The 22,912-nt window shown below is 66.3% G+C and carries 18 protein-coding genes, 1 tRNA gene and 3 pseudogenes; 11 read left to right on the forward strand and 11 right to left on the reverse strand.

Annotation, left to right across the window (positions count from 1 at the left end):
* Position 1: 1 nt before the first annotated feature.
* Entirely contained in the window at positions 2–1,297 is a 1,296-nt protein-coding gene (locus ABZW16_RS16905; protein WP_354956756.1) for a DUF58 domain-containing protein, read from the forward strand.
* On the opposite strand, the gene ABZW16_RS16910 is transcribed toward ABZW16_RS16905, so the two are convergent.
* Both ABZW16_RS16910 and ABZW16_RS16915 read right to left on the reverse strand, forming a co-directional pair.
* The gene (locus tag ABZW16_RS16910; protein WP_354956758.1) at positions 1,290–1,505 is read right to left on the reverse strand and encodes a hypothetical protein; all 216 of its coding nucleotides are present in this window, start codon (positions 1,503–1,505) and stop codon (positions 1,290–1,292) included. The two genes, ABZW16_RS16905 and ABZW16_RS16910, sit on opposite strands and share 8 nt — an antisense overlap.
* Before the next feature lie 450 nt (positions 1,506–1,955).
* Complete coding sequence (locus tag ABZW16_RS16915; RefSeq protein ID WP_354956760.1) at positions 1,956–2,762, reverse strand: RDD family protein; 807 nt, start codon at positions 2,760–2,762, stop codon at positions 1,956–1,958.
* Between the two features lie 41 nt (positions 2,763–2,803).
* Between ABZW16_RS16915 and ABZW16_RS16920 the strand changes: the two genes are divergently transcribed.
* Positions 2,804–3,829, forward strand: a complete 1,026-nt coding sequence (locus ABZW16_RS16920) for a stage II sporulation protein M (RefSeq protein WP_354956762.1) — start codon at positions 2,804–2,806, stop codon at positions 3,827–3,829.
* 740 nt (positions 3,830–4,569) lie between these two features.
* On the opposite strand, the gene ABZW16_RS16925 is transcribed toward ABZW16_RS16920, so the two are convergent.
* The gene (locus ABZW16_RS16925) at positions 4,570–6,735 is read right to left on the reverse strand and encodes an MMPL family transporter (RefSeq protein ID WP_354956764.1); all 2,166 of its coding nucleotides are present in this window, start codon (positions 6,733–6,735) and stop codon (positions 4,570–4,572) included.
* A gap of 89 nt (positions 6,736–6,824) precedes the next feature.
* Between ABZW16_RS16925 and ABZW16_RS16930 the strand changes: the two genes are divergently transcribed.
* Complete coding sequence (locus ABZW16_RS16930; protein WP_354956766.1) at positions 6,825–7,466, forward strand: TetR/AcrR family transcriptional regulator; 642 nt, start codon at positions 6,825–6,827, stop codon at positions 7,464–7,466.
* Here ABZW16_RS16930 and ABZW16_RS16935 read toward each other — a convergent pair.
* Positions 7,459–8,875, reverse strand: a pseudogene (locus ABZW16_RS16935) (hypothetical protein). The gene ABZW16_RS16930 and the pseudogene ABZW16_RS16935 overlap by 8 nt on opposite strands.
* Before the next feature lie 201 nt (positions 8,876–9,076).
* Between ABZW16_RS16935 and ABZW16_RS16940 the strand changes: the two are divergent.
* Positions 9,077–9,712 (forward strand): methyltransferase domain-containing protein, encoded by a 636-nt coding sequence (locus ABZW16_RS16940; RefSeq protein ID WP_354956768.1) that lies wholly within the window; start codon positions 9,077–9,079, stop codon positions 9,710–9,712.
* Between the two features lie 16 nt (positions 9,713–9,728).
* On the opposite strand, the gene ABZW16_RS16945 is transcribed toward ABZW16_RS16940, so the two are convergent.
* Positions 9,729–10,496 carry an SDR family NAD(P)-dependent oxidoreductase gene (locus ABZW16_RS16945; RefSeq protein WP_354956770.1) on the reverse strand — a complete coding sequence of 256 codons (768 nt, stop codon included), beginning with the start codon at positions 10,494–10,496 and terminating at the stop codon, positions 9,729–9,731.
* A gap of 154 nt (positions 10,497–10,650) precedes the next feature.
* Here ABZW16_RS16945 and ABZW16_RS16950 point away from each other — a divergent pair.
* A pseudogene (locus ABZW16_RS16950) lies at positions 10,651–10,806 on the forward strand (polysaccharide deacetylase); the annotation flags it as partial.
* A 216-nt stretch (positions 10,807–11,022) separates the two neighbouring features.
* Here ABZW16_RS16950 and ABZW16_RS16955 read toward each other — a convergent pair.
* From ABZW16_RS16955 to ABZW16_RS16970, 4 genes and pseudogenes are all read right to left on the reverse strand, one after another.
* Positions 11,023–11,928: an EamA family transporter gene (locus tag ABZW16_RS16955; protein WP_354956772.1), complete on the reverse strand. Its 906-nt coding sequence runs from the start codon at positions 11,926–11,928 to the stop codon at positions 11,023–11,025.
* Between the two features lie 264 nt (positions 11,929–12,192).
* Positions 12,193–13,113, reverse strand: a complete 921-nt coding sequence (locus ABZW16_RS16960) for a hypothetical protein (protein ID WP_354956831.1) — start codon at positions 13,111–13,113, stop codon at positions 12,193–12,195.
* Positions 13,114–13,181: 68 nt separating this feature from the next.
* Positions 13,182–13,499: pseudogene (locus tag ABZW16_RS16965) on the reverse strand (hypothetical protein); the annotation flags it as partial.
* A gap of 78 nt (positions 13,500–13,577) precedes the next feature.
* Positions 13,578–14,501 carry an RNA polymerase sigma-70 factor gene (locus tag ABZW16_RS16970; protein ID WP_354956774.1) on the reverse strand — a complete coding sequence of 308 codons (924 nt, stop codon included), beginning with the start codon at positions 14,499–14,501 and terminating at the stop codon, positions 13,578–13,580.
* 162 nt (positions 14,502–14,663) lie between these two features.
* On the opposite strand from ABZW16_RS16970, the gene ABZW16_RS16975 reads away from it, so the two are divergent.
* Complete coding sequence (locus ABZW16_RS16975; protein ID WP_354956776.1) at positions 14,664–15,149, forward strand: carboxymuconolactone decarboxylase family protein; 486 nt, start codon at positions 14,664–14,666, stop codon at positions 15,147–15,149.
* A gap of 57 nt (positions 15,150–15,206) precedes the next feature.
* Here ABZW16_RS16975 and ABZW16_RS16980 read toward each other — a convergent pair whose 3' ends face one another.
* Positions 15,207–15,680, reverse strand: coding sequence for a DUF3592 domain-containing protein (locus tag ABZW16_RS16980; protein ID WP_354956778.1), 474 nt, complete (start codon positions 15,678–15,680; stop codon positions 15,207–15,209).
* 391 nt (positions 15,681–16,071) lie between these two features.
* A tRNA-Leu gene (locus ABZW16_RS16985) sits at positions 16,072–16,154 on the reverse strand.
* Positions 16,155–16,378: 224 nt separating this feature from the next.
* On the opposite strand from ABZW16_RS16985, the gene ABZW16_RS16990 reads away from it, so the two are divergent.
* The 5 genes from ABZW16_RS16990 to ABZW16_RS17010 all read left to right on the forward strand — a co-directional run bounded on the left by ABZW16_RS16990 (position 16,379) and on the right by ABZW16_RS17010 (position 22,886).
* Positions 16,379–17,797: a DUF3662 and FHA domain-containing protein gene (locus ABZW16_RS16990; protein WP_354956780.1), complete on the forward strand. Its 1,419-nt coding sequence runs from the start codon at positions 16,379–16,381 to the stop codon at positions 17,795–17,797.
* 202 nt (positions 17,798–17,999) lie between these two features.
* Positions 18,000–18,467: an FHA domain-containing protein gene (locus ABZW16_RS16995; protein WP_040685661.1), complete on the forward strand. Its 468-nt coding sequence runs from the start codon at positions 18,000–18,002 to the stop codon at positions 18,465–18,467.
* Positions 18,464–19,948 (forward strand): PP2C family serine/threonine-protein phosphatase, encoded by a 1,485-nt coding sequence (locus tag ABZW16_RS17000; protein ID WP_354956783.1) that lies wholly within the window; start codon positions 18,464–18,466, stop codon positions 19,946–19,948. Before ABZW16_RS16995 ends, ABZW16_RS17000 begins: the two co-directional genes overlap by 4 nt.
* Complete coding sequence (locus ABZW16_RS17005; RefSeq protein ID WP_354956785.1) at positions 19,948–21,423, forward strand: FtsW/RodA/SpoVE family cell cycle protein; 1,476 nt, start codon at positions 19,948–19,950, stop codon at positions 21,421–21,423. The genes ABZW16_RS17000 and ABZW16_RS17005 overlap by 1 nt, the downstream gene beginning before the upstream one ends.
* Entirely contained in the window at positions 21,420–22,886 is a 1,467-nt protein-coding gene (locus ABZW16_RS17010; protein ID WP_354956786.1) for a penicillin-binding protein 2, read from the forward strand. The genes ABZW16_RS17005 and ABZW16_RS17010 overlap by 4 nt, the downstream gene beginning before the upstream one ends.
* Positions 22,887–22,912 lie beyond the last annotated feature (26 nt).

Below are 22,912 nucleotides of genomic sequence, written 5' to 3' on the forward strand. Positions count from 1 at the left end.
CGTGGTCGTCACCGGTCGGCTCGCCGCGACGGCGGCGGTGCTCGCACTGTTCGTCGGCTTCGTCATGCCATCCTGGCTCGGCGTCGTCCTCATGACGAGTCTGCTTGCCGCCCTGGTCCTTTTCGATCTGGGCACGGTGGCCCGAGCGCGTGACCTCACGCTGACCAGGGAGCCGCTGACGGTGATCCGGCTCGGCCGCACCGCCGAGGTGGAACTCGCCGTGGTGAACAACGGCACCCGCACCGTACGCGGGCGGCTGTGGGACGACTGGCCGGGCAGCGCCCGCGCCGAAACCCGCGCGCACCGGTTGGATCTGCCGCCGAATACCCGCCTCCGCGTATACACCACGCTGACGCCGACCTACCGCGGTGACCGGGTCGCCGGTCCGGTGACGGTGCGGCTGTTCGGCCTGCTGGGCATGGCCGGATGGCAGAGCCGCCACACCGTACCCGCTCGGGTGCGCGCACTGCCCGAATTCCGCAGCGAACGGCTGCTGCGCTCGAAAGTGAAGCGGCTGCAACATCTCGAGGGCCGCAATGTCGCGAATCTACGGGGCCAGGGCACCGAATTCGATTCGTTCCGTGAATATGTCGCTGGCGATGACGTCCGGGCCATCGACTGGCGCGCCACCGCCCGCGCCGCCGACGTGTTGGTGCGCACCTGGCGTCCGGAGCGCAACCGGCACATGTTGATGGTGCTCGACACCGGTCGTATCAGTGCGGGCCGCGTCGGGGCGGGCACCCGCCTGGACGCGAGCATCGAGGCGGCGCTGCTGCTGGGCGGACTCGCGGCCGCCGCTGGCGATTCGGTGGACCTGCTCGCCTTCGACCGCCAGGTCCGCACCGAAGTGCGTGGTGTCGGCGGTCGCCGCCTGCAGCTGAAACTCATGCATGCCGTGGCGGGCGTGACCCCTGCACTCGTCGACACCGACAGCGCCGGCCTGGTCCGCGCGGCCATCCAGCGCACCCGCCGCCGCAGCCTGGTGGTCTGGTTCACCAGTCTCGACGGCGCCGCGGTGGAAGAGAATCTGCTCCCGGTCCTGCCGACCCTGGCCCAGCGCCACCGCGTCCTGATCGTCGCGGTCACCGACCCCGATGTCGCCGCGGCCGCCACCAACCGCGCCACCCTCGCCGACCTCTACTCCGCGGCCGCCGCCGAATCCTTACTCGCCGAACGCGCCCTGGTCCAGGAATCTTTGCGCCGCATGGGCATAGCCGTCGTTGCGGCATCCCCGGAACGCCTGCCCGAGGCCCTGGCCGATGAATACCTCGAACTCAAGCAGTCCGGCACTATGTGACCCCGCCATCGTTCGATGGTTGGCGCGCTGCCCTGGCCTCGATGTCGATTCTGGGCCAGGGCATCATCCGAATCCGGATCGCTATCTCGCGTTCTGGTGCGGATAACACCGTCGCCAGCAGCACAATGGCCACGAACCCGGCCCATGCGAAGGCCATCACGATCAGCATCACCACAAGCCACGGTGCGGCGCCGAATAAGGAAGCCACGAAGTACGCTCCTCGACCGCCAGCGAGTCAACGTCACCCCCAGCGCGACGGTCCTGCGCCGACACCAGCCTAACTCAACTCCTGGTCGAATGACCGTGTCGGAGCAACGAACTCGACGTCGCCCAGCACCCGTCCAGACAGATTGCTGCACTACCCGCTCCGACTGCCCGACGCCAGTCTCAGCGAACCACCGCAGACCCGCCCCTTCCGACACGCCAGCCCGCACACCCGCAACACCCTGCGGCACCCCCTCACCGACCAGATCCCAAAACGCCTTTACGCGCCACCCGCAACGACCGCACCGGACCCTGCTGAACCATGCAACACCTCGACCCTCAAAGGGCTATTGCATCGACCCCCTGAACCCAAGCGCCGGCGCGACCACCATTTGGCTACGTTCGATAGACCCCGGCCCCAGGGCTGGATACGGCAGGAGCTGTCTGGACGCGGCTAGATCGTGCGGGCGATCGGCATCGGGCGCGGGCCCGCCATCACCATCGGGGTGATGATCGGGGCGAGGGTGCGGCGCTGGCGTTCGGCGATGACCGCGCCGAGGATCTGGACCGGTGGGTAGCCGGTCGGTACCGGAATCTGCAGCCGGTCGCAGACCGCGACGAGCAGAGTGTGGCCGAGGCTCGCCTGTGCGGCGGGGCTGAGGGTGTTGACGCGAGACAGATACTGGCGCACCGCGAGTGCTAGATCTTCCTGGATACCGGACAGGTCCAACTGACCGGACCAGGCGACGAGCCAGGGCGGCGCGACGGCCAGCAGCGGGAAGGGCACGCGGCGCTGGCTGTGCACGACAACCGTGCCCGCGAGCACATCGCCGACCCGGCGCGCATTCGGCGAGCACATCGAGGTGACCACCCCGACCGCACCGAACGCACCCAACATCCAGAAGTCGACGATCACACCGGCCAGACCGCGGGTCAGGGCATGGCGGAAATCGATCGGCCCGCCGTCGCCGCGCACCACCCGCAGTCCGAGCGCCAACTTCCCGATGGTTCGTCCGCGCATGAGGGTTTCGCAGATCACCGGATAGCCGACCAGCGTCGCGACGATCGTGGTGATCATCGCCGTACTGAACCACGCGGAGTCGGCGGCGGTGAAGGCGAGTATCAGGCTGAGGCCGAACAGCAGCATGCTGCCCAGCACGACCTGCACCAGCACGTCCAGGAGGAACGCGGTGGCCCTGGTCGGGATCCGCGCGATCGGCAGCTCGAGTGCAACCGCTTCGCCGGTGGTGAATTCAGCCATGTCGATAGCATTCTTCCGACCGGCGGTATGGGAGGCAACCGATGGACGTGGACGCATACAGCTACGCACAGCGGGGCGCGTGGGATCGCCTGGACTATCTGGCCGGGCGCCGCAAGCTGACCGGTGCCGAGGCCGACGAACTGGTCGCGCTGTACCGGCGCACCTCACAGCAGTTGGCCCGCCTGCAATCGCACAGTCCGGACCCGGAACTCATGGCCGGACTCAGTGCCCTGCTGACCAAGGCGCGCGGCCGGGTGCTCGGTACCAACACCGATGCGTGGCACGAGGTCGGCCGGTTCTTCACGCACCGGTTTCCCGCAACGCTGTACCGGTCGTGGCCGTGGTGGGTGGCGGTGGCCGCGGTCTTCATCATGGTGTCCACCGGCTTGGCCGTCTGGATATCCGGATCCGGTACGGCCCGCAATGTGTTCGGCGTCACCGGTGACAACGACTGGCTCACCGCACCCGGCGGGGAATTCGAGACCTACTACTCCGAACATCCGCACGACGCGTTCGCCGCGCAGGTGTGGACCAACAATGCGTGGGTGACGGCGATGGTGCTGTTCACCGGCGTGCTGATCCTGCCAGCGGTGTATCTGCTGTTCGGCAACGCGCTGAATATGGCCTTGACCGGCGGCCTGATGGCCGATGCCGGTCGGCTCGACGCGTTCTTCGGGTTCATCCTGCCGCACGGCACGCTGGAACTGACCGCGGTCTTCGTCGCGGGCGGTGTCGGACTGAAACTGGGCTGGACGCTGATCGATCCGGGTCGGTCGAGTCGGTTGGCGGCGGTGGCGCGTCAGGGCCGGGCGACCGCGACGGTGGCGCTGGGCCTGGTCGCGGTGCTGCTGGTCTGCGGTCTGCTCGAAGGTTTCGTGACGCCGAGTGCGCTACCCGTACCGGTGAAGGTCGGCATCGGATTCGTCGCGGAGGCACTGTTTCTCGGCTACGTCTTCGTGGTCGGTCGCCGGGCCGCGCTAGAACAGGACGCCCGGGCCGCGGCCGAATTGGGTTTGCCCGGTGCCGATGTCGCGGAAGCCTGGCAGACAACGCCGAGCACACGATGAGTGAAATGGGTCCGGGCAATCGGTAGCAACGCTACGTTCCGGACGAGATTCGAACTCCCCCAATTGAGTTCCGCTGGCCGCAGCGAGTCCAGCTCAGCTGCGGCCAGCGTTACCGTCAACTCTACACAATCGTTATCCCGATGCAACCCTCCCCGCCGAGGTCAAGCGTATAAAGCAGCACCCCAGCAAACCCATGTGGGCACATGGTTTTTCATACATCCAGCAAACTTTTGGCAGTGATCTGGATCACCCAAACCGGGGCTCGCGCGGGGCCTCCGGGGCGCGATACCAGATCACGATAAGGAAACCTACGGTTAGCGACAAACATTCTTCGAACGATTAGCTGGATAGCAAACATAGATCACCCAATGTTCAGTGAACACGGCCACGACCTGCGGATTCTTTGGTCGATAATTGGGTTAACTGACCGTTGGATGAACTAAAAGCGACCTCAGGTTTGTTTATCGGGTAATTAACGTGATCCATACCCAGTCGCAACGGTTCAAGATGGACTTACATCCGGTCAAGATCATGATTAACCAGCTGGGGAGATGTGGTTGCCCAACGACTGGATCGGGCCACGGTCAGCACCTCGACCGCAACCACAATGGGTTCTGTGATATCCGCCACCCTTGCTGTCCGACCTCGCCGAATCGGGCGAAAACGACGTTGCGGCAGGCGATCACCACGCATTGAGGCGGCCCCGCATTTCCCATGCGGGGCCGCCTCGCGAGCCGAACTCAGGCTTCGGCCAGACCGATCCGACGGTGTACCAACTGCAATGGCTTGGGCGCGTACCAGGCCGCCCGGCCGAGCAGTCGCATCGCCACCGGGACCAGCACGCCGCGCACCAGCGTCGCGTCGATCAGAATCGCCAAACCCGCACCGAGCCCGAAGAATTGGATGAACCGAACATCACTGCTGGTGAAGGCGAGGAAGCTGATCGAAATCAGCGCCGCGGCGGTGGTCACCAAGCGTCCGGTCCGAGCCAGCCCCTCGATGACAGCCTCCTTCGTGGACACCCCGCGATCGTGCAATTCCTTGATCCGGCTGATCACGAAGACCTCGTAGTCCATCGACAGACCGAAGGTGATGCAGAACAGCAGCAGCAACATCGAGACATCCAGCGGCGCCGGGGTGAAACCGATCACTCCGGACAGGTGTCCCTGCTGGAAGATGAACACCATCAGCCCGAGTGTGGCGGCCAGGCTCAGCACATTCGACAGCAGTGCGCGCAGCGGCTGCACGACGCTGCCGGTGAACAGGAACAGCAGCGCGAAGGTGGTGAGCACGATCCACCCGATCGCGATCGGCAGCTTCGCGCCAATAGATGCCAGGCTGTCGCGCAGTTCGGCAACCTGACCACCGACCAAGGCACTCGCACCACCCGGACCGGGCACCGCGCGCACCCGATCGACCAGATCGCGGGCGGCCGAGGAGTTGCGGTCCAGATCGGTGAGCACCGTCAGCCGCTGCGCGTCCGGACGGGCGAATCGGGCATCAGCGGGTGTGCTGGCCGCCAGCTCGCCGTGTGCGAAAGTGCCTGCGCTCGAATCGACCTGGGTGACGTGCTCGACCCGCGACAGTGTGCGCGCGTAGTCCGCGAGCGGCCCCGCGGCGACACCGGTCTCGGTGATGACCGACAGCGCGTTGATATCGCCGCCGCCGAAGTCCGTACGCATCGCGTCGCCGACCTGACGCACCTCGGTGCTCGTCGGCAGCACCCGATCGTCGGGCGTGCCGAACTGCACATGCAGCAGCGGCGCGGCCGCGAGCAGCAGCACCGCCACCACCGGCACACCGGCCAGCAGCGGCCTGCGCATCGCGAATCCGGCAACTCCGGCCCAGAACGGGGTGGCGTCACCGCGGATCCCGCGGACGCCGGGCACCCGCCACGCATCGGTTCGCGTACCGAGCACGGTGAGCAGTGCGGGCAAGACCACTACCGCCGCCGAGGCCGCGATGGCGACAACGCCGATGCCGCCGTAGGCGAACGAGCGCAGGAAGTACTGCGGGAAGATCACCAACGCCGACAGCGCAGCGACGACCGTGGCCGCGCTGAAGGCGATGGTCCGTCCGGCCGTGGATACCGCAGAGATCACCGCATCGGCCGGTTCGGCACCGGCCGCACGGCGCTCGCGGAAGCGGCTCACCATCAGCAGCCCGTAGTCCACCGCGAGACCGAGCCCGAGCCCGGTGGTCAGATTCACCGCATAGATCGACACATCGGTGACCGAACCGAGAATCGAGAGTTCGGTGAAGGTGCCGAGAATGGCGATTCCGCCCACGACCTGGGTGAGCAATGCCGCGACCACATTGCCGAAGGCCAGCACCAGCAGCCCCAGAATCAATGGCACCGCAACGGCTTCCGCGAGGCCGAGATCCTTGCCGATCTGATGGGTGATCGAGTGGAAGATCGCGGTGCCGCCGCCGACCTTGATCTGCGCGATCGGACCATCGGCGCGGTAGGCGTCGACGATCGCGGCGGCGGACTTCTCCTTATCGGTGGTCTTCTTATCGACATTGCCCGCCAGGACCACGGCGGCGGTGCCATCCGATGAGCGCATGGCCGGGGATCCGGTATCCCAGTACGAGACGACATTGATGAGCCGCTGATCGGCCGCGAGCCGCCCGGCCAGTTCGCGGCCTACGGCGGCGACCGCATCGCCGTCGACCGTCCCCTGCTTCGCCTCGACCAGGAAGACGTAGTCGGTGTCGGCGCCGAACTTATCGGCCAGTTGCGCTACCGCGGCACTGGATTGGGAACTGGGATCCTCCTGGCCACCGGGCTGCATCTTGCTGAAGGCGGTCGCGCCGACCACACCGCCCGCGACGAGGGCGAGCGCGCCCACGACCAGAATCCAGCGCGCGTGGTCGACGACTAATCTGCCGAGTTTTTCGAACATATCGTGTCTCCGATCGTGCATGTTGTCATGCGTAAACTTTATGGGTGTTAACTTGCCATGAGATGTGTGCGGGTGTCAACATCGATGCGATGACAGATTCGGAAGCAGCCACGAAGCGTGCCGCCCGCACCGGCCCGTACCACCACGGCGACCTGCGCAATGCCCTGGTGCACGCCGCCGCCGAGCTCGCCGAAACCGGCGGTCCCGAGGCGGTGACCGTGCGCGCCGCCGCCCGCCACGTCGGCGTCACGCCGACCGCGGCCTATCGGCACTTCACCAATCACGAGGAATTGCTCGATGCGGCGCAGGAACAGGCCCAGCGGACGCTGTTCGGCGCAATGGCCGAGACGATGGCCGATCTCGGGCCGCAAGCGCATCCGATCACCCGACTGGGCGCGGTCGGCCGGGGCTACATAACCTTCGCACTGCGCGAGCCGGGCCTGTTCCGCACCGCCTTCTGCGGCGACCAGCAGACGCCGTCTCCGGCCTTCGAACTGCTCGCCGGAGTCCTCGACGAACTCGTCGCCGTCGGATTCCTCGATCCCGCCGACCGGCCGGACGCCGAATACGCCGCCTGGTCATCGGTGCACGGCATGGCCTCGCTCATTATCGATGGCGTACTCGACGACCTCGACGACGCGGGCAAGGACCAGGCGATACGGCGCACCCTCGCGGTCATCGAGCGGGGTCTGGCCACCGGGCCGAAGGCCGGTGACCCGCGCGTCAGCTGATGCGCAGGATTCCGGTGACCGTGCCCTGCAGAATCTTGCGGTCGTGGGTGATCAACGGTGAGGTCTGCAGCGGGTCGTCGACAATGGTTCCGGCCAACGGCCGATTCGACAGCACCGCGCCGGTATCCGGATTCACGACGGTGAACACGTAGCCGTCGAGCGGGGTGGTGATGTCGAGACCGACGCGCGTCACGGTGTAGAGCAAGCCGTCGGCGGTGGACAGATGCGGGACGGCCGCGCTGCGAACGGTGTTGTCCCACACCGTGGCGCAGCCGGTGTCGTCGACATCGACCCTGGTCATACCCCCGACGAATGGTGCGGAGGCCGGAACGGCCGGACCCGCGCCCTCGGGGACGGTCGGGTACGGATAGCCGTAGGTGCTGGCGACGAAGATGGACCGCCCGATACCGACGGGCGAATTCTCGCTACCCGCGCCGCCACGGGTGAGCACCGGTTGCGAGCACACCAATTGCCCACTGCCGGAACGGAAGACCAAGGCGTGGACCTGTCCGTCGGCATTGTCGACGATGGTCAGATATTCGGCGCCGGAGTTCGGCCCGAAAATAGGTCGGCGTGGAGCCGGTGCCCCAGCTGAGCTGTCCCGGTTTGCGTGCCGACCCGCGATCGTAGGCGGCCCGCCACAGTATCTCCGGCCGTCCGGCCGCATCCGCGTGCAGTTCGTAGAGCGCGTGCGTGGTGGCGACCGCGACCCGGCCACTCGGTGCCGATGAAATGCTGTTGGCCACCAACTCACCCGCAGGCAGTGCGGTCGCGGCCGCCGCACCCGCGGGCGTCACCAGCCCGACGACACTCTTGCCGGTGGCGAACCAGACATTGCCGGACCAGTCCGGCACCAATCCGGTCACGTTGTCGCCCTCCGGAATCACCGAGCCGAGATCGGTGGACGAGGCGATCGACAACCGCCACTTGCCCGCCGCGTCGCGCTCGTGGCCGACCCGGAGCAGGGTGCGGTTGCCGTCCACGATGACCAGGCGGTCGGCATTGTCGAGGTAGGCGTAGACGCCGCCGAGCAGACTGCCCTTGGCGATCTCCAGCGAGGCAAGCGGCGCGCCGACCGGACCGCCGAAGGACGGATCGAGCAGATGGATGGTCGGGGTCTGGCCGATGACGGGTGTACACAGCGCGACAACCAGGTTGTCCGAACCCTGCAGCAGGGTCGGACATGCCGACGCCAACGGGTATGCGGCCACCGAAATCCCGCCCGTACCGGGCCCGGCCAGGGGCGTCGCATCCGAGGATCCGGCGTCACCGTGCATGGTCGCGGTCCCGAGCGGGCCGAGATACGGATTGGGCGGCGCCAGCGGACCCCAGGATCCCGCCGCATCGGCGGTGCCGGTCGGGGCGAGTGCCAGAACCGCGGCGGCGAGCAGTGCCAACGGCGCGCGCATCGGGCCAGTCTGCTCCCCCGCCTCCCCGCGCCTCTTGCTGATCCTCGAGAACCGCGCCCCTGCCGTCGCGGACCGGCGGTTGTGTGTAAGTCGAGTTCTGGACGTACCCGACGAGTTACCCATGTTCATACGAAATCAGCGGTCCATTCGGTCTGTCTTGTCATATCCGATTCGCCGATGCCGGTCGATACGATGACCGCCATGAGTATTCGGGACCGTGTCCTGTCCACGATCGCGGGTCAGCTCGGCAACCCACACGGGACGCTCGGCAAGGGCTTCGCCTTCATCCTCAATCGGGGTAACCATCGCGCCATCGCGGGTGCGGTGGCGGTGGCCGGAATCGCCTCCGGTGCGACGGTCGCCGATATCGGATTCGGCGGCGGCGCAGGGCTTTCCATGCTGCTCGAGCGCGTCGGCGCCAATGGCACGGTGCACGGTTTCGAGATCTCCCCGGACATGCTGGCCCGGGCGCGGGCCGAGTTCGCCAGCGAAATAGATTCGGGCCGAATGCGACTCGCGGATGGTCCGATGACCGCACTGCCGCTGCCCGACAATGCACTCGATGCCGCTATCACCGTGAACACCATCTACTTCGTGCCGGACCTGGATGCCGCCTGTCGGGAACTCGTGCGCGTCATCGGTCCCGGCGGCAGCCTGGTCGTCGGCATCGGCGATCCGGACGCGATGGCGAAAATGCCGTTCACCGCATACGGTTTCACGCTGCGGCCGGTGGCCGAGGTGATCGCCGCACTGGAACGCGCTGGCTGCACCGTCGACCATCAGCAGCTGGCCGATCCGCCGATTCCGCATCACCTGCTCGTCGCTCGACCCGCCTGACCACCGCCCGGCCCGACTACATCAGGGCCCCGCCATCGATGCGGATCTCGGTACCGGTCATGTACCGGCCGTCATCGGAGGCGACCATCGCGACCACACCCGCGATATCTTCCGGACTGCCCAGCGCGCCGCCATTGAGCCAGCCGGTCATCCGGGAGAACAGCTGCGGATCGAAGCCCTCCGGCTGATCGCGAATCGATTTGGTGGTGATCCCACTGGTGATGCCCGCGGGCACGATATTCACCGCGCGCAGGCCCTGTTTGGCGTATTCCAGCGCGATGGCGTGGGTGAAGGAGTTGACCCCGCCCTTCGATGCCGCATAGGCCGCGAGGTAGGGCGCTGCGCTGAAGGCCGCGGTCGAGGACAGGTTCACCACGACACCGTGTCCGGACTCCAATAGCGCGGGCAGCGCACTCTGGGTCATCAGGAAGGTGCCGGTGAGGTTGACCGTGATCACCTGGTTCCACACCTCGAGCGGCATATCCTCGGTGCGCGCCGGACGCAGGATGCCCGCCGCATTGACCAGCACATCCAGGCCACCGAGGAATTCGGCCGCCGCGCCCGTCGCGGCGCGCACCGATTCGATATCGGCGACATTCACCTCGACGGTCCGCAGCCGATCTGCCGCGTCACCTGCCTTCGCCGCGGTGGTCTCCAGTCCGGCCGCATCGATGTCGGCGGCGACCAATGCCGCCCCCTCGTCGAGTAGCCGCAGGGCAATGCCCTGCCCGATGCCCGATCCCGCTCCGGTGACCAATACCCGGCGACCCTCATATCTGCGCATGCCAAAAGTTAGAACAGGTTCTCATTGAGAGTCAACAGGTTCGCCGGGTCCTTGGAACAGTGACGCCGCTCGGGCCGCGATCAGGACGTGGCGTTTTCCCTGACGGCCTCGAGGTACTCGGCGATGGCGTCGCGCGGATGCGGTCGCTCATGCGGTCATGGCCTTGGCCCTGCATCCCTTCGTCATCGGCCAGGCCTTCCGCATCAAATATCTGGAGCAGGCACTGGATCATGTGGCGAACCATCCGGGCGTATGGCTCACCACCAGTGATGAGATCGCCCAGCACTACGCAACGAGCTCGACGTCCTGATCCGTTACCGGATTCGGAGGTAACCCAGCGCCGAATGGCGTCCGACTCAGGCGGCCCGGCAGTACCGTCACGGGCCGAACACGATGCCCCGGGTCCCCATGGCGAGATCCGGGGCCGTTGATGCCGTGAATTCCGTTGTCGCCCATGACGGCGCGCCGGCTTGGTCTCCCCGCCCTCGTCGATCGAGCAGCCAGGGCCGGAGACCTTCGCGAAGCTCTACACCGTCGCGCCGGTTTGCGGCTGAACGCTGGCGTGCACCAGCGCCGCGGTCAGGAACGCCGCGCCTGCCAACCCGGTCGGCGTCAATCGTTCACCGAGTATCGCCACGGCCAATACCGTGCCGGCAAGCGGCTCGAGCAGGGCCAATACCGCGGCCGTGCCCGCACCGGCCCGGGACAGCCCGCGGAAGTACAGGGTGTACGCCAATGCGGTGGGTAACCCGAGCGCAGCGATCAGGGTGATGCTGTGCGCAGTCGGAACGAATGCGAACCCGGATATCGCCGCGGCCGGTGTCAGCAGCACCGCACCGCCGGTAAGGCCGAAACCCGTTGTGGTCATTACGTCGAGTCCGGGCACCGGGCGGGCACTGATCACCGTGATCGTCGCGAAGGCACAGGCGGATACCAATGCCATTGCCGCACCGGCGAATATCCCGCCCGCATCCGCGCGGTCCGCCGGCGCGCCGACCAACAGGATCAACCCGAACAGTGCGATCGCGATAGTCGCGGCACGGCGACGATCCAGGACGCGCCTACCGGTCAGCTGTTCCAACAGCGCGACGACCACGGGTGACATCCCGATGGTGATCAAGGTCGCCAGACTCACCGACGATGCCGCGACGGCACCGAAAAAGCTCGCCTGGACAGTCGCGGAAAGCACCGCGATCACACCGATCCTGCGCCAGGCCACGACGTCTCGCGGCCAAGGCCGTCGGGTCACGATGAGTACCGCGACCAGCAATAGCCCGCCGACGGTGAGCCGACAGGTGGCGATGGAGACCGGCGAAAGGCCGGTGGCGCGTTGCAGGAGGCTGCCGAGCAGCCCGCCGGTGCCCGCTAGGAGTCCGGCGCCGACAAGGCAGGCGAGCCCGGACCGGCTGGCGGTAGAGACAGATGTGGACATGAAGAGTTCGCGCTCCTGCGACAGAAGAGAATTGGGGTCGCGGAAGCGAGGTGCACAACCAATGCCCGAGCGGCGCACGCACTTACGAGGTGGTGCGCGGTCCTACACCCCGCTCAAACGGCGGGCGGCGGGGTGATCGGTACGTATCGGTGCATAGGCCCGATATTAAGGACCGCCGAATGCGGTGTCATCCGGTTTTCCCGGCGGCGTCGTGCGTAACAACCGGTGAACCGCGACCTCCCGGTCAGGAACTGCGGAAGCGGATCATCGGGCGGCAGTGGGTGCGCGGTGTAGTTCCTTGCGGTCGTAGTAGCGGGTGATGATCGCGCCCAGCGACAGTCCGATGGCCAGTCCGAGCAGGGTCATCCAGCTTGCGCGGCTGAGTCCGGCGGCGCCGTCGGCATTGAAGTACAGGATGGCGCGGATGCCGAGGTACACCTGGTGCATCGGTTCGAAGTCGGCAAGCCTGGCAACGGATTTCGGCAGCGCTTCGATCGGGATGGTGCCCCCGGAGGACGGCAGGCCGAGCACGATGAACAGGATGAGGTTGATCAGCATGCCAGCGGTGCCGAGCGCGGACACGATCGATAGTGCGGTCACGCCGACGGCAATGATCGCGAAGGTGCTGTACAGGAACAGCAGCAGCGGCCGGTCGATGGGCATCCCCAGCCAATGCGCGACCCCCATGAAGATAGCCGCGACCACCGGCGCGGTGCCGGTGATGATGCCCCACTTCAGCAGGAGTGTGTGCAGCCGGGAGATCGGTGTCGGTGGATAGTGCACGTACCAGGGGCCGAATTCGGTGGGCGCGAAGCCGAGCGAGGAATCGACCATGCCATTGATCACCATGGCGCCGGTGAACCCGGCCAGCAGCACCATCATGGTGTAGAAGAAGGCGGTGAGCCCGCCGCCGGTGCCCGCGGGCAGCGGATGGAACGGCGTGACGACCACGTCTATGGGCTTGGCCAGCATCAACCGGCTCAGGCCGACCAATTCGGGTGCCTGCCCACCCCCGGAGGATTGCAGTTGGGTCCGCACGGTCTCGGTGAGCCGTTCCCCGACCGTCTGATTGGCTCGAGCCAGTGCGCTGCCCGCGACGGTCTGCACGACCTGCGGTGAGAACGACCCGGTCCGTGGATTGGTGTACACGGTGATGATCGGCTGGCTGATGTCTCCGGGGACCATGCTGGCGGTCGCGAAGATCCCAGCCGCTTGGTGAAATCGCTCGGAATGACGATCGCCCCGTACACATTCCCCGAATTCAACTCGTGCTGCGCCTCGTTGATCCCGAGTGCCCGCAGGTCGATCTTGTCGCTGGGAATCTGCTGGACGAGTGCATCGCTGATCTGCTTGCCCACATTGGTCGGCTGCCCGCCGAGCACATCCCCGGTGTCCTGATCCACCAGCGCGATCGGGAAGCCGTGCAGATGCTTCGACGGATCGACCACATAGGCCAGGTACATGGTGGCCAGCAGGGCCATGAGCAGCGAAACCATCACGGCGGGCACGAGCCACACCCGCGCCTGCGAACGCCGACCGGTCGCGTGATCGCCCTCTTCCGGGTTCGCCATGACAGCACCGTAATTCCTGGGTCATGACCGATGGGGTGATTGCTCGAATGTGTCGGACTGCCTCGGGGGTGTCCGGGCTCAGCGGCGCAGCGTGGTCTCGTGCCACATATGCGACAGCTTCTGGGGGTTGCGCACGGCGTAGAGCCCGGTGATGACGCCGTCGTCGATACGGACGGCGATTACGGTGTCGATCTCGCCGTCCATCCGGACGATCAGCGCCGGGTAGCCATTGACCTGTGCCCGCTGCAGCGACGCGACGGCGGCGATGCGGCCGAGCACATCGACCACGCTCTCGGCCCCCATAACCGGCGACAGTGCGGCCTGTTTGACGCCGCCACCATCACCCAAGAGAACGACATCCGGCGCGAGGATGTCGAACAGGGTTTGCAGATCGCCGGTTTCGATCGCCCGTTGGAATGCCGCGAGGGCGTTTCGGGTTTGAGCCGGGGATATTGGTCCGCGTGGTCGGCGGGCCGCAACATGGGTGCGTGCGCGGTGGGCGATCTGGCGGACCGCGGCGGGGGTTTTGTCGACGGCTTCGGCAATGTCGTCATAGGCGATGTCGAAGACTTCGCGGAGTACGAATACCGCTCGTTCGGTCGGGGTGAGTGTTTCGAGTACGAGCAGCATTGCCATGGAGACGCTGTCGGCCAGTTCGATGTCTTCAGCCACGTCGGGCGTGGTGAGCAGCGGTTCGGGCAACCACGGGCCGATGTAGGACTCTCTGCGGCGGCCGAGCGTGCGCAGCCGGATGAGTGCTTGGCGGGTGGTGATCCGGACCAGGTAGGCGCGTTGGGCTCGCACCGTGGTGAGGTCGACGTTCGCCCAGCGCAGCCAGGTCTCCTGGAGGACGTCCTCGGCGTCGGCCGCGGAGCCGAGTAGCTCGTAGGCGACGGTGAAGAGCAGGTTGCGGTGCCCGAGGAATGCCGCCGTGGCGGGGTCCGGGCGGTCGTCGCGGCTCTCGCCGCGAAACTCGGACGCGGTCTGCGACGCATCGGCCATGGGGTCCTCTTCACTCTCGACTATGTCCCCACCAGACACCGGGCACCGTCGTTCTGTGACACCGAGAAGTTGTGCCGCACGTCACATTTCCGCCGCGTCACAGGGATCGGGTCGTCGGCATCTTGTGTGCGTTCAGTGATCCCGAAGCAGGAGGCCACCATCGTGGAACCCCGTATCAATTTGTCCGCAAACGAGATCGGCGCCAAGTTCTTCAAGCGGTTCGGAATCGCCAGCCTGGTAATCCTCGAGTCGACGCTGCCCAAGGTCACCCAGGATCTGATGATGCTGCGCGTCAGCCAGATCAATGGCTGCGGTTGGTGCACCGACGTGCACAGCAAGGACCTCGCACACGCCGGGGAAGCCACGGTGCGCATCAACCTGGTCGCGGCTTGGCGCGAGTCCACCGTGTTCACCGAGGCCGAGCGGGCGGCGCTCGCGCTGGCCGAGGAGGGCACCCGCCTCGCCGACGCCCATCACGGTGTGTCCGACGAGACCTGGACCGCAGTGCGCAAGCACTACGACGACGATCAGATCGCCGCGATGGTCGCGCTGGTCGCCCAGATCAATGCGGCCAACCGGCTCGGCGTAATCGTGCGCCAGCAAGGCGGCTCCTACCAGCCCGGCATGTTCGCCAACAGCTCGAACTGATCGTCGGGCAATCCCGGCCCGGCCAGGATCCTTCGATCCGGGCCGGGCCCGCGCATGTCATACCGGTTCTTTGTCCGGGCTCAGCCGATCGAGCCATTCCCGCAGTTTCGCCTTTCGTCGCCCATTGACGTACCCGACGGTGCAAGCGGCGGCGACCAGGATGCCGAATCCGCCCGCGAACAGCGGCCCGCCGTAGGTCGAGTGCAGATCCGCCACCTCCGCCTCGGCGGGATCCTTCGGGTTATAGGCGACGGGCACCCGCTCACCGGTCGAGTAGCTGTGCAACACGCTGTATGCCGAGGTTCTTGTCGTATACCGCGTTCCGTCGACGACAAACTCGACCCCCCGGCCATCGCCCGAGCTCGCGAGCAGCACGGTTCCGTCGGTACGCGCGGTGCCCTCGAGTGCTCGCCCACTCGACACACCCCACACCACAGCCGCCAACACGAGCGCCATCCCGACCACCCCAGCAATGAGCGCACCCCGCGTCGCGTGACACGTCATGGGGGTGGTGGTTCCAACATCCGTCATGTTCTCGAGTCCGATCGTCGTCGTTCCCCTAGACGGTTATCGACTTCAGCCCGCCCGGCGTAGCACGGGGCAGCGAATCTGCCGTCCGTGGTCCGCGCCGTATTTATCGGGCGGCTGGTAACGGGTGGTGATCGGGGACGAACGGTCGCAGCTGTAGACGGGGAAGCGGCCGGTCTGTCCGGTAGGTCAGCGGAGCTGAGTCAGCTCGTCGACATGGATTCAAAACCACTGACGCAGAAGGGAAACCACTTGTTCAAGGCGACAGGAAAAACGATCCCTAGGGACACGCGATCAACACCTATGCACGCCCACAGACGTCAACAAATCCTGTCGACGAAAAAAGCCGCAGGCCAGAGGAAAACCCTCTGACCTGCGGCCCCTACCATCTCTGTGGGCGAAGGGGGACTTGAACCCCCACGTCCCGAAGGACACTGGCACCTGAAGCCAGCGCGTCTGCCATTCCGCCACTCGCCCGAGCGACTGGGAGACAGTATCACGGGGGTCGGCGAGACACGAAATCACCTGCTGGCGGCCCTGCGGCGCGGACTGGGCGGTGGCGGGAACCCGCCAGGCTTTCCAGGAGTTACAGGTGTGGACGATCGTGGATATCATGCAATGAACGTGGTCGATACGCGACACGCCATATACGCGTGTCGTTGTTATGAATCAGTAGAGACGCTCACCGAAGGGAGGCCGAGATGGGCATCGTTTCTCGATTCGAGCGTCGCCTTCAAGGCGCCGTCGGTGACGTGTTCGCCAGAGCGTTCGGCGGCAGTGTCGTACCCCAGGAGGTGGAGGCGGCGCTCAAGCAGGAAGCCACCGACAACATCCAGGATCTGGGCGGCGGACATCTGTTGGCGCCCAACAACTATGTGATCACCATCAACACCTCTGATCACCAACAACTCGACGCCGACCACGACCTCACTACCCGCGCATTCGCCAAACACCTACAGGACTACATCCGCGAACAAGGCTGGCAGACCTACGGCGAAGTACACGTGGCATTCGAGGCATCACCTACGCTGCACACCGGACAGTTCAGGGCGAGCGGTCGGGTCGATCCCGACGTCGGCCGCAGAGCCACCCCGGCTCGCAGCCCCGAACCCCCGCCACAACAACCTGCAAACCCGCAACCAGGAGCTGGCCCCATGACGCAGAACTCAGGCTACGACCCAAGCCGTGAGCACGCGGAGTCCGATCCACGCAACCGCGGGTACGCACCGCCGCCCACGGGGCGGCCTGGACCGCCGAACGGTGCGTACCGCGATGACTACGGCCGGGGCGGCGCGCCCTATGGCGGTGGCTCCGACTACCAGGCACCGGACTCGCAGCAGGGTTACGGCGACTACCAGAACAGCTACGACTACCAGCAGGGCGGCCAGGGCTACGGTCAGCAGGCCTACCAGGAGCCGGGCTACAGCGGCGGCCAGCAGGGCTATGGCGAGCACGGCGGCTACGGCCAGCAGCAGGGTGGCTACGCCGATCAGGACTACGGCCAGCAGGGCTACCAGGAGCCGGGCTACGGACAGCAGGGCTACGGCGAACAAGGCTACGGCCAGCAGGGCTACGGCCAGTCCGGCTACGCCGAGCAGGGCTACGCCGACCAGGGCGGTTACGGTCAGCAGCCGGGCTACGGACAGCAGGGCTACGCGCAGTCCGGCTACGGCGAGCAGGGCTACGCGGAACCGGGTTACAGCGAGCCGGGCTACGCCGCGCCGGACGAGCAGGGCGGCTACGGCCAGGCCTACTCGCAACAGCCCGGCTACGGCGCGCAGGGCGGCGGCTATGCGGCCCCCGCGTATGGCGGTGGCGCACAGGCCGGTTCGGGCTACTCCGCGACGCTACAGCTCGACGACGGCAGCGGCCGCACCTACCAGCTCCGCGAGGGCAGCAACATCATCGGCCGCGGTCAGGACGCGCATTTCAGGCTGCCGGATACCGGAGTTTCGCGCCGTCACATCGAGGTTCGCTGGGACGGGCAGACCGCGATGCTCTCGGACCTCGGTTCGACCAACGGCACCCTCGTCAACGGCTCACCCGTCCAGGATTGGCAGCTTGCCGATGGTGACGTTATCCGCGCCGGGCATTCCGAGATCCTGATCCGTATCGTCTGATCCCGTAAGCTCGCGATGCAGGTCACGACATGGCGTACAGGGATTCTGCGGCCGTATCGTGATCGAACTCGACCCACGGCCCTATGATGCTGCCAACACACGCGCGTCGCCAGGACCGGGGCTCGCGAAACCAGCAAGCCGGTGGGGGCGAACTCGCACCTACGGGCACCGACGTACACGGTCGAACAGGAGGTGGAGCGCCGTGCAGGGACTGATCCTGCAACTGACCCGTGCGGGGTTCCTGCTGCTGTTGTGGTTATTCGTGTGGGCGGTGTTGCGCACCCTGCGCAGCGACATCTACGCGGCATCCGGCATCCGGATCCAGCCCAGGGCCGCTCGCGGTTCCACGGTGCTGCCGTCTTTCAGCCGAGGCCAGAAGGGCGCCAAATTTCTTGTGGTGACTCAAGGTTCACTCGCCGGCACTCGCATATCGCTCGGCACCCAACCGGTGCTGATCGGACGTGCGGACGACTCAACGCTGGTACTCACCGATGATTACGCATCTACCAGACATGCGCGGCTCTCACCACGCGGTGACGACTGGTACGTCGAAGACCTCGGCTCGACGAACGGTACCTACCTCGACCGTGCGAAAGTCACCACCGCAGTCCGAGTTCCACTCGGTACCCCCGTCCGTGTCGGCAAAACAGTGATCGAGCTGCGATCGTGACACTTGTTCTCCGCTACGCAGCGCGCAGCGACCGCGGTCTTGTCCGAGGCAACAACGAGGACTCCGTCTATGCGGGCGCACGGCTGCTCGCACTAGCCGACGGTATGGGCGGCCACGCCGCCGGCGAGGTGGCATCGCAGCTGATGATCGCCGCCCTGGCCCATCTCGATGACGACGAGCCCGGTGACGATCTGCTCGGCAAGCTCAATACCGCCACCCACGAGGGCAATGCCGCCATTGCCGATCACGTCGAGGAAGAGCCCGAACTCGACGGCATGGGCACCACGCTCACCGCAATCCTGTTCGCGGGCAAGAAACTCGGCCTGGTCCACATCGGTGACTCCCGCGCCTATCTGCTGCGCGGCGGCGAGCTGGCCCAGATCACCCGCGACGACACCTTCGTCCAGTCGCTGGTCGACGAGGGCCGGATCACCCCCGAGCAGGCGCATACCCATCCGCAGCGTTCGCTGATCATGCGCGCACTCACCGGTAACGAGATCGAGCCGACGCTGATCATGCGCGAGGCCCGTGCGGGCGATCGCTATCTGCTGTGCTCCGATGGGCTCTCCGATGTGGTCAGCGATGAGACCATCGCCAACACCATGCGCGAGGGCGGCACCGACGAATGCGCCGACCGGCTCATCGAACTCGCGCTGCGCAGCGGCGGCCCGGACAACGTCACCGTGGTCGTCGCCGATGTCATCGATCTGGACTACGGGCAGAGCCACCCGATCGTCGCGGGTGCGGCCTCCGGTCAGGACGAGGACACCCCGCCGCCGAATACCGCCGCCGGTCGCGCCGCGGCGATGCGTCCACCGCGGGCGGAGCCGCGCCGCGCCGCCGCCACGCCCGAGACGCCGCCGCCGAGTAAATCCCACCGGCTGCGCTGGATTCTGCTGGCGGTCGCCCTGGTGGCGGCCGCGGCTGTCGGATTGCTGGTCGGCTACAAGATGATTCGCAGCAACTACTACGTCGGTGCGGATAGCGGCCAGGTCGTCATCCTGCGCGGACTCCCGGGTTCGGTGCTCGGATATTCGATCCACGAGGTCGAATCGGTCGGCTGTGTCGACGCCAGCGGCGCGCTCACGCTGAAGCAGCCCAGTGAGGGTCTGCCGGCGAAGTGCAAGTCGCTCGAGGTGTCCGATCTCAAGCAGACCGGGCGCGATCAGGTGGACAAGGGTCTGCCGCCGGGTTCGCTGGACGACGCCCGCAAGCAGATGCAGACCCTGGCGCAGAAGGAACTGCTGCCCGTCTGCCCGCCCAAGGAGGCGGTGCCCCAGCCCGGCGTCGTTCCGCCCGCCGAACCGCCCGCAGCGCCCGGTGCGCCCGCGCCCACGCCTGTTGCTCCGACCGGCGAGAACCATCAGCCGCCCGCACCGCAGCAGCCGAGCGAGACCAAGATCCCCGACGTCAAGACCCCGACGGCGACCGCGTCGTCGAACCCCCAGACGGCGGGGGAGCCTTGCCGGGTGACGGACTGATGTCCGCTCCGGCACCGCCGTCCGCTGGGGCCTTTCCCAGTCCCCCTGGCGGATTCGCGCCCGCGCCGCCGCCGTCGACCAGACGCAACGCCGAACTCTTATTGCTCGCCGGTGCGACAGTGATCGTCACCATCTCACTGTTCCTGGTGGAGGCGAGCCAGGAACAATCGGTCACCTTGGACATCGCCAAGTACGGTCTCGCCTATCTCGCCCTGTTCGCCGTGGCACATCTGGCAGTGCGGCGCTTCGCTCCATTCGCCGATCCACTCCTGCTTCCGATTGCGGCGCTGCTCAACGGACTCGGCCTGGTACTGATCCATCGGCTCGATCTCGCCGATGCGCAAACGGCCGTATACAACTCCTGGCCGATTCCCTCCCCCGATGCCAATCAACAGATCCTGTGGACCGGCCTGGGGATGATCATCTTCATCACGATCCTGGTCGTGCTGCGCGATTACCGCACGCTGGCGCGCTACAGCTACACCCTAGGCCTCATCGGCCTTGTCGCGCTGGCGATTCCGGCATTGCTGCCGGGCGCGTATTCGGAGACCAATGGCTCCAAGATCTGGATCCGGCTGCCCGGATTGAGTGTGCAGCCGGGTGAATTCGCCAAGATCCTGCTGATCATCTTCTTCGCCTCGGTGCTGGTCGCCAAGCGCGATCTGTTCACCGCGGCCGGGCGGCATTTCCTCGGCATGGAGTTCCCGCGCGCCCGCGACCTCGGGCCGATCCTGGTGGTCTGGATCGTCTGCATCGGGGTGCTGGTCTTCGAAAAGGACCTCGGCACTTCGCTGTTGATCTTCAGCACCGTGCTGGTGATGCTCTACATCGCGACCGAACGGGTCGGCTGGCTCGTTATCGGCGGCGCGCTGCTGACCATCGGATTCTTCTTCGCCTACCAGGCCTTCAGCCATGTGCGGGTGCGCACGCAGACCTGGCTGCACCCGTTCGCCGATTACAACAACACCGGCTACCAGATCTCACAGTCGCTGTTCGGATTGGCCACCGGCGGACTTGCGGGCACCGGCCTGGGCAGCGGGCGGCCCTCTCAGGTGCCCTTCGCCAAGACCGACTTCATCATCACCACCATCGGCGAGGAACTCGGCCTGTTCGGACTCGCCGCGGTGCTGCTGCTGTTCCTGGTGTTCGTGGTGCGCGGCCTGCGGACCGCGCTGGCCGTGCGTGACAGTTTCGGCAAGCTGCTGGCGGCAGGGCTGGCCTTCACCATCGCGATCCAGCTGTTCGTGGTGGTCGGCGGTGTCACCAAACTGATTCCGCTGACCGGCCTCACCACCCCGTTCATGTCCTACGGTGGTTCGTCGCTGCTGGCCAACTACGCACTGCTGGCCCTGTTGATCAAGGTGTCCGACGCGGCTCGTGCCCCGGCGCCGGTGCGCAAGAAGGATGCGGTGGCCCCGATCGCAGAGGCGTCGACCGAACTCCTGCGCAAACCGGAAGCGAGGCCGCAGGAATGAACACACCGCTACGACGGGTCGCGGTCGCGGTGATGCTCATGATCGTCGCGCTGCTGATCAACGCCACCTATGTGCAAGTGATCAAGGCCGACGACTACCGCACCGATCCACGCAACTCCCGCGTACTGCTCGACGAGTACGCGCGCCAGCGCGGGCAGATCTCCGCGGGCGGCACCGTATTGGCCAGTTCGGTCGCGACCGAGGACCGCTACAAGTACCTGCGCACCTATCCGACGGATCCGGAGGCGTACGCCCCGGTCACCGGTTTCTACTCGATGCAGTACGGCAGCACGGGTTTGGAGCGCGCCGAGGATACGATGCTCAACGGCTCGGACAACTCGCTGTTCGGGCGCCGCCTGATCGACATGATCTCCGGTCGTGATCCACGCGGCGGCAATGTGCTCACCACGCTGGATCCGATGATGCAGCAGGTCGCCTACGAGCAGTTGACCGCCAAGGGCTTCACCGGCTCCGTGGTGGCGATCGAGCCGAGTACCGGCAAGATTCTCACCATGGTCTCCACCCCCAGCTACGATCCCAACCTGCTGTCCGGCCACGATGGCGCCCAGGGCACCAAGTCTTGGGAAGAGCTGAGTGCGGACCAGCGCCAACCCATGTTGAATCGTGCTGTGTCGCAGACCTATCCGCCGGGTTCCACCTTCAAGGTGGTCGTCACCGCCGCCGCGTTGGCCAACGGCACCGCCACCCCGGATGACCAATTCACCGCCGCACCCAACATCACCCTGCCCGGCACCACCACGACGCTGGAGAATTACAACGGCTCCACCTGCGGCAACGGCCCGACCGCGACGCTCACCGAGGCCTTCCGCAGATCCTGCAATACCGCCTTCGTCGAACTCGGCCTCAAGGTCGGCGCCTCGAATCTGAAGGATGAGGCCGCCGCATTCGGCATCGGCGCGCACCGCGGCATCCCGATTCCGGTGGCCGAGAGCACCGTCGGCACCATTCCGGACAACGCCGCACTGGCCCAGAGCAGCATCGGCCAGCGCGACGTCGCACTCACCCCACTGGACAATGCGGTCATTGCCGCGACCATCGCGAACGGCGGCGTCCGCATGGAGCCGTACCTGGTCGACCAACTGCAGGGACCCGATCTGAGCGAGCTCTCGAAAAATAAACCCGTCTCAGTCGGACAAGCCGTCAGCGCCCAGGTAGCGTCGACGCTGACCAACCTGATGATCGCGTCGGAGGACAACACCGTCGGACACGGCCAAACCCGGTACCAAATTGCCTCGAAGACCGGAACCGCCGAGCACGGCAGCAATCCGCGCAATACGCCACCACACGCCTGGTACATCGCCTTCGCCCCCGCACAGAACCCCAAGATCGCCATCGCGGTGATCGTGGAGAACGGTGGCGATCGGGCGCTGGCCGCTACCGGTGGCTCGGTGGCCGCGCCGATCGCCCGCGCGGTGCTTGACGCCGGTTTGCGAGGGCGCTGAGAGATATGAACGTGCGAGTGGATATA

Origin of the sequence: Nocardia sp. NPDC004604 (assembly GCF_040609795.1) — a bacterium.
Taxonomy (GTDB): domain Bacteria; phylum Actinomycetota; class Actinomycetes; order Mycobacteriales; family Mycobacteriaceae; genus Nocardia.

Bases quoted from the DNA above. Each gene is read 5' to 3' on its own strand.
- ABZW16_RS16955 (WP_354956772.1), bottom strand. From the start codon at position 11,928: ATGTCCACATCTGTCTCTACCGCCAGCCGGTCCGGGCTCGCCTGCCTT.
- ABZW16_RS16980 (WP_354956778.1), bottom strand. From the start codon at position 15,680: ATGACGGATGTTGGAACCACCACCCCCATGACGTGTCACGCGACGCGG.
- ABZW16_RS16940 (WP_354956768.1), top strand. From the start codon at position 9,077: ATGAGTATTCGGGACCGTGTCCTGTCCACGATCGCGGGTCAGCTCGGC.
- ABZW16_RS17010 (WP_354956786.1), top strand. From the start codon at position 21,420: ATGAACACACCGCTACGACGGGTCGCGGTCGCGGTGATGCTCATGATC.
- ABZW16_RS16945 (WP_354956770.1), bottom strand. From the start codon at position 10,496: ATGCGCAGATATGAGGGTCGCCGGGTATTGGTCACCGGAGCGGGATCG.
- ABZW16_RS16990 (WP_354956780.1), top strand. From the start codon at position 16,379: ATGGGCATCGTTTCTCGATTCGAGCGTCGCCTTCAAGGCGCCGTCGGT.
- ABZW16_RS17005 (WP_354956785.1), top strand. From the start codon at position 19,948: ATGTCCGCTCCGGCACCGCCGTCCGCTGGGGCCTTTCCCAGTCCCCCT.
- ABZW16_RS16920 (WP_354956762.1), top strand. From the start codon at position 2,804: ATGGACGTGGACGCATACAGCTACGCACAGCGGGGCGCGTGGGATCGC.
- ABZW16_RS16930 (WP_354956766.1), top strand. From the start codon at position 6,825: ATGACAGATTCGGAAGCAGCCACGAAGCGTGCCGCCCGCACCGGCCCG.
- ABZW16_RS16970 (WP_354956774.1), bottom strand. From the start codon at position 14,501: ATGGCCGATGCGTCGCAGACCGCGTCCGAGTTTCGCGGCGAGAGCCGC.
- ABZW16_RS16960 (WP_354956831.1), bottom strand. From the start codon at position 13,113: ATGGTCCCCGGAGACATCAGCCAGCCGATCATCACCGTGTACACCAAT.
- ABZW16_RS16915 (WP_354956760.1), bottom strand. From the start codon at position 2,762: ATGGCTGAATTCACCACCGGCGAAGCGGTTGCACTCGAGCTGCCGATC.
- ABZW16_RS16925 (WP_354956764.1), bottom strand. From the start codon at position 6,735: ATGTTCGAAAAACTCGGCAGATTAGTCGTCGACCACGCGCGCTGGATT.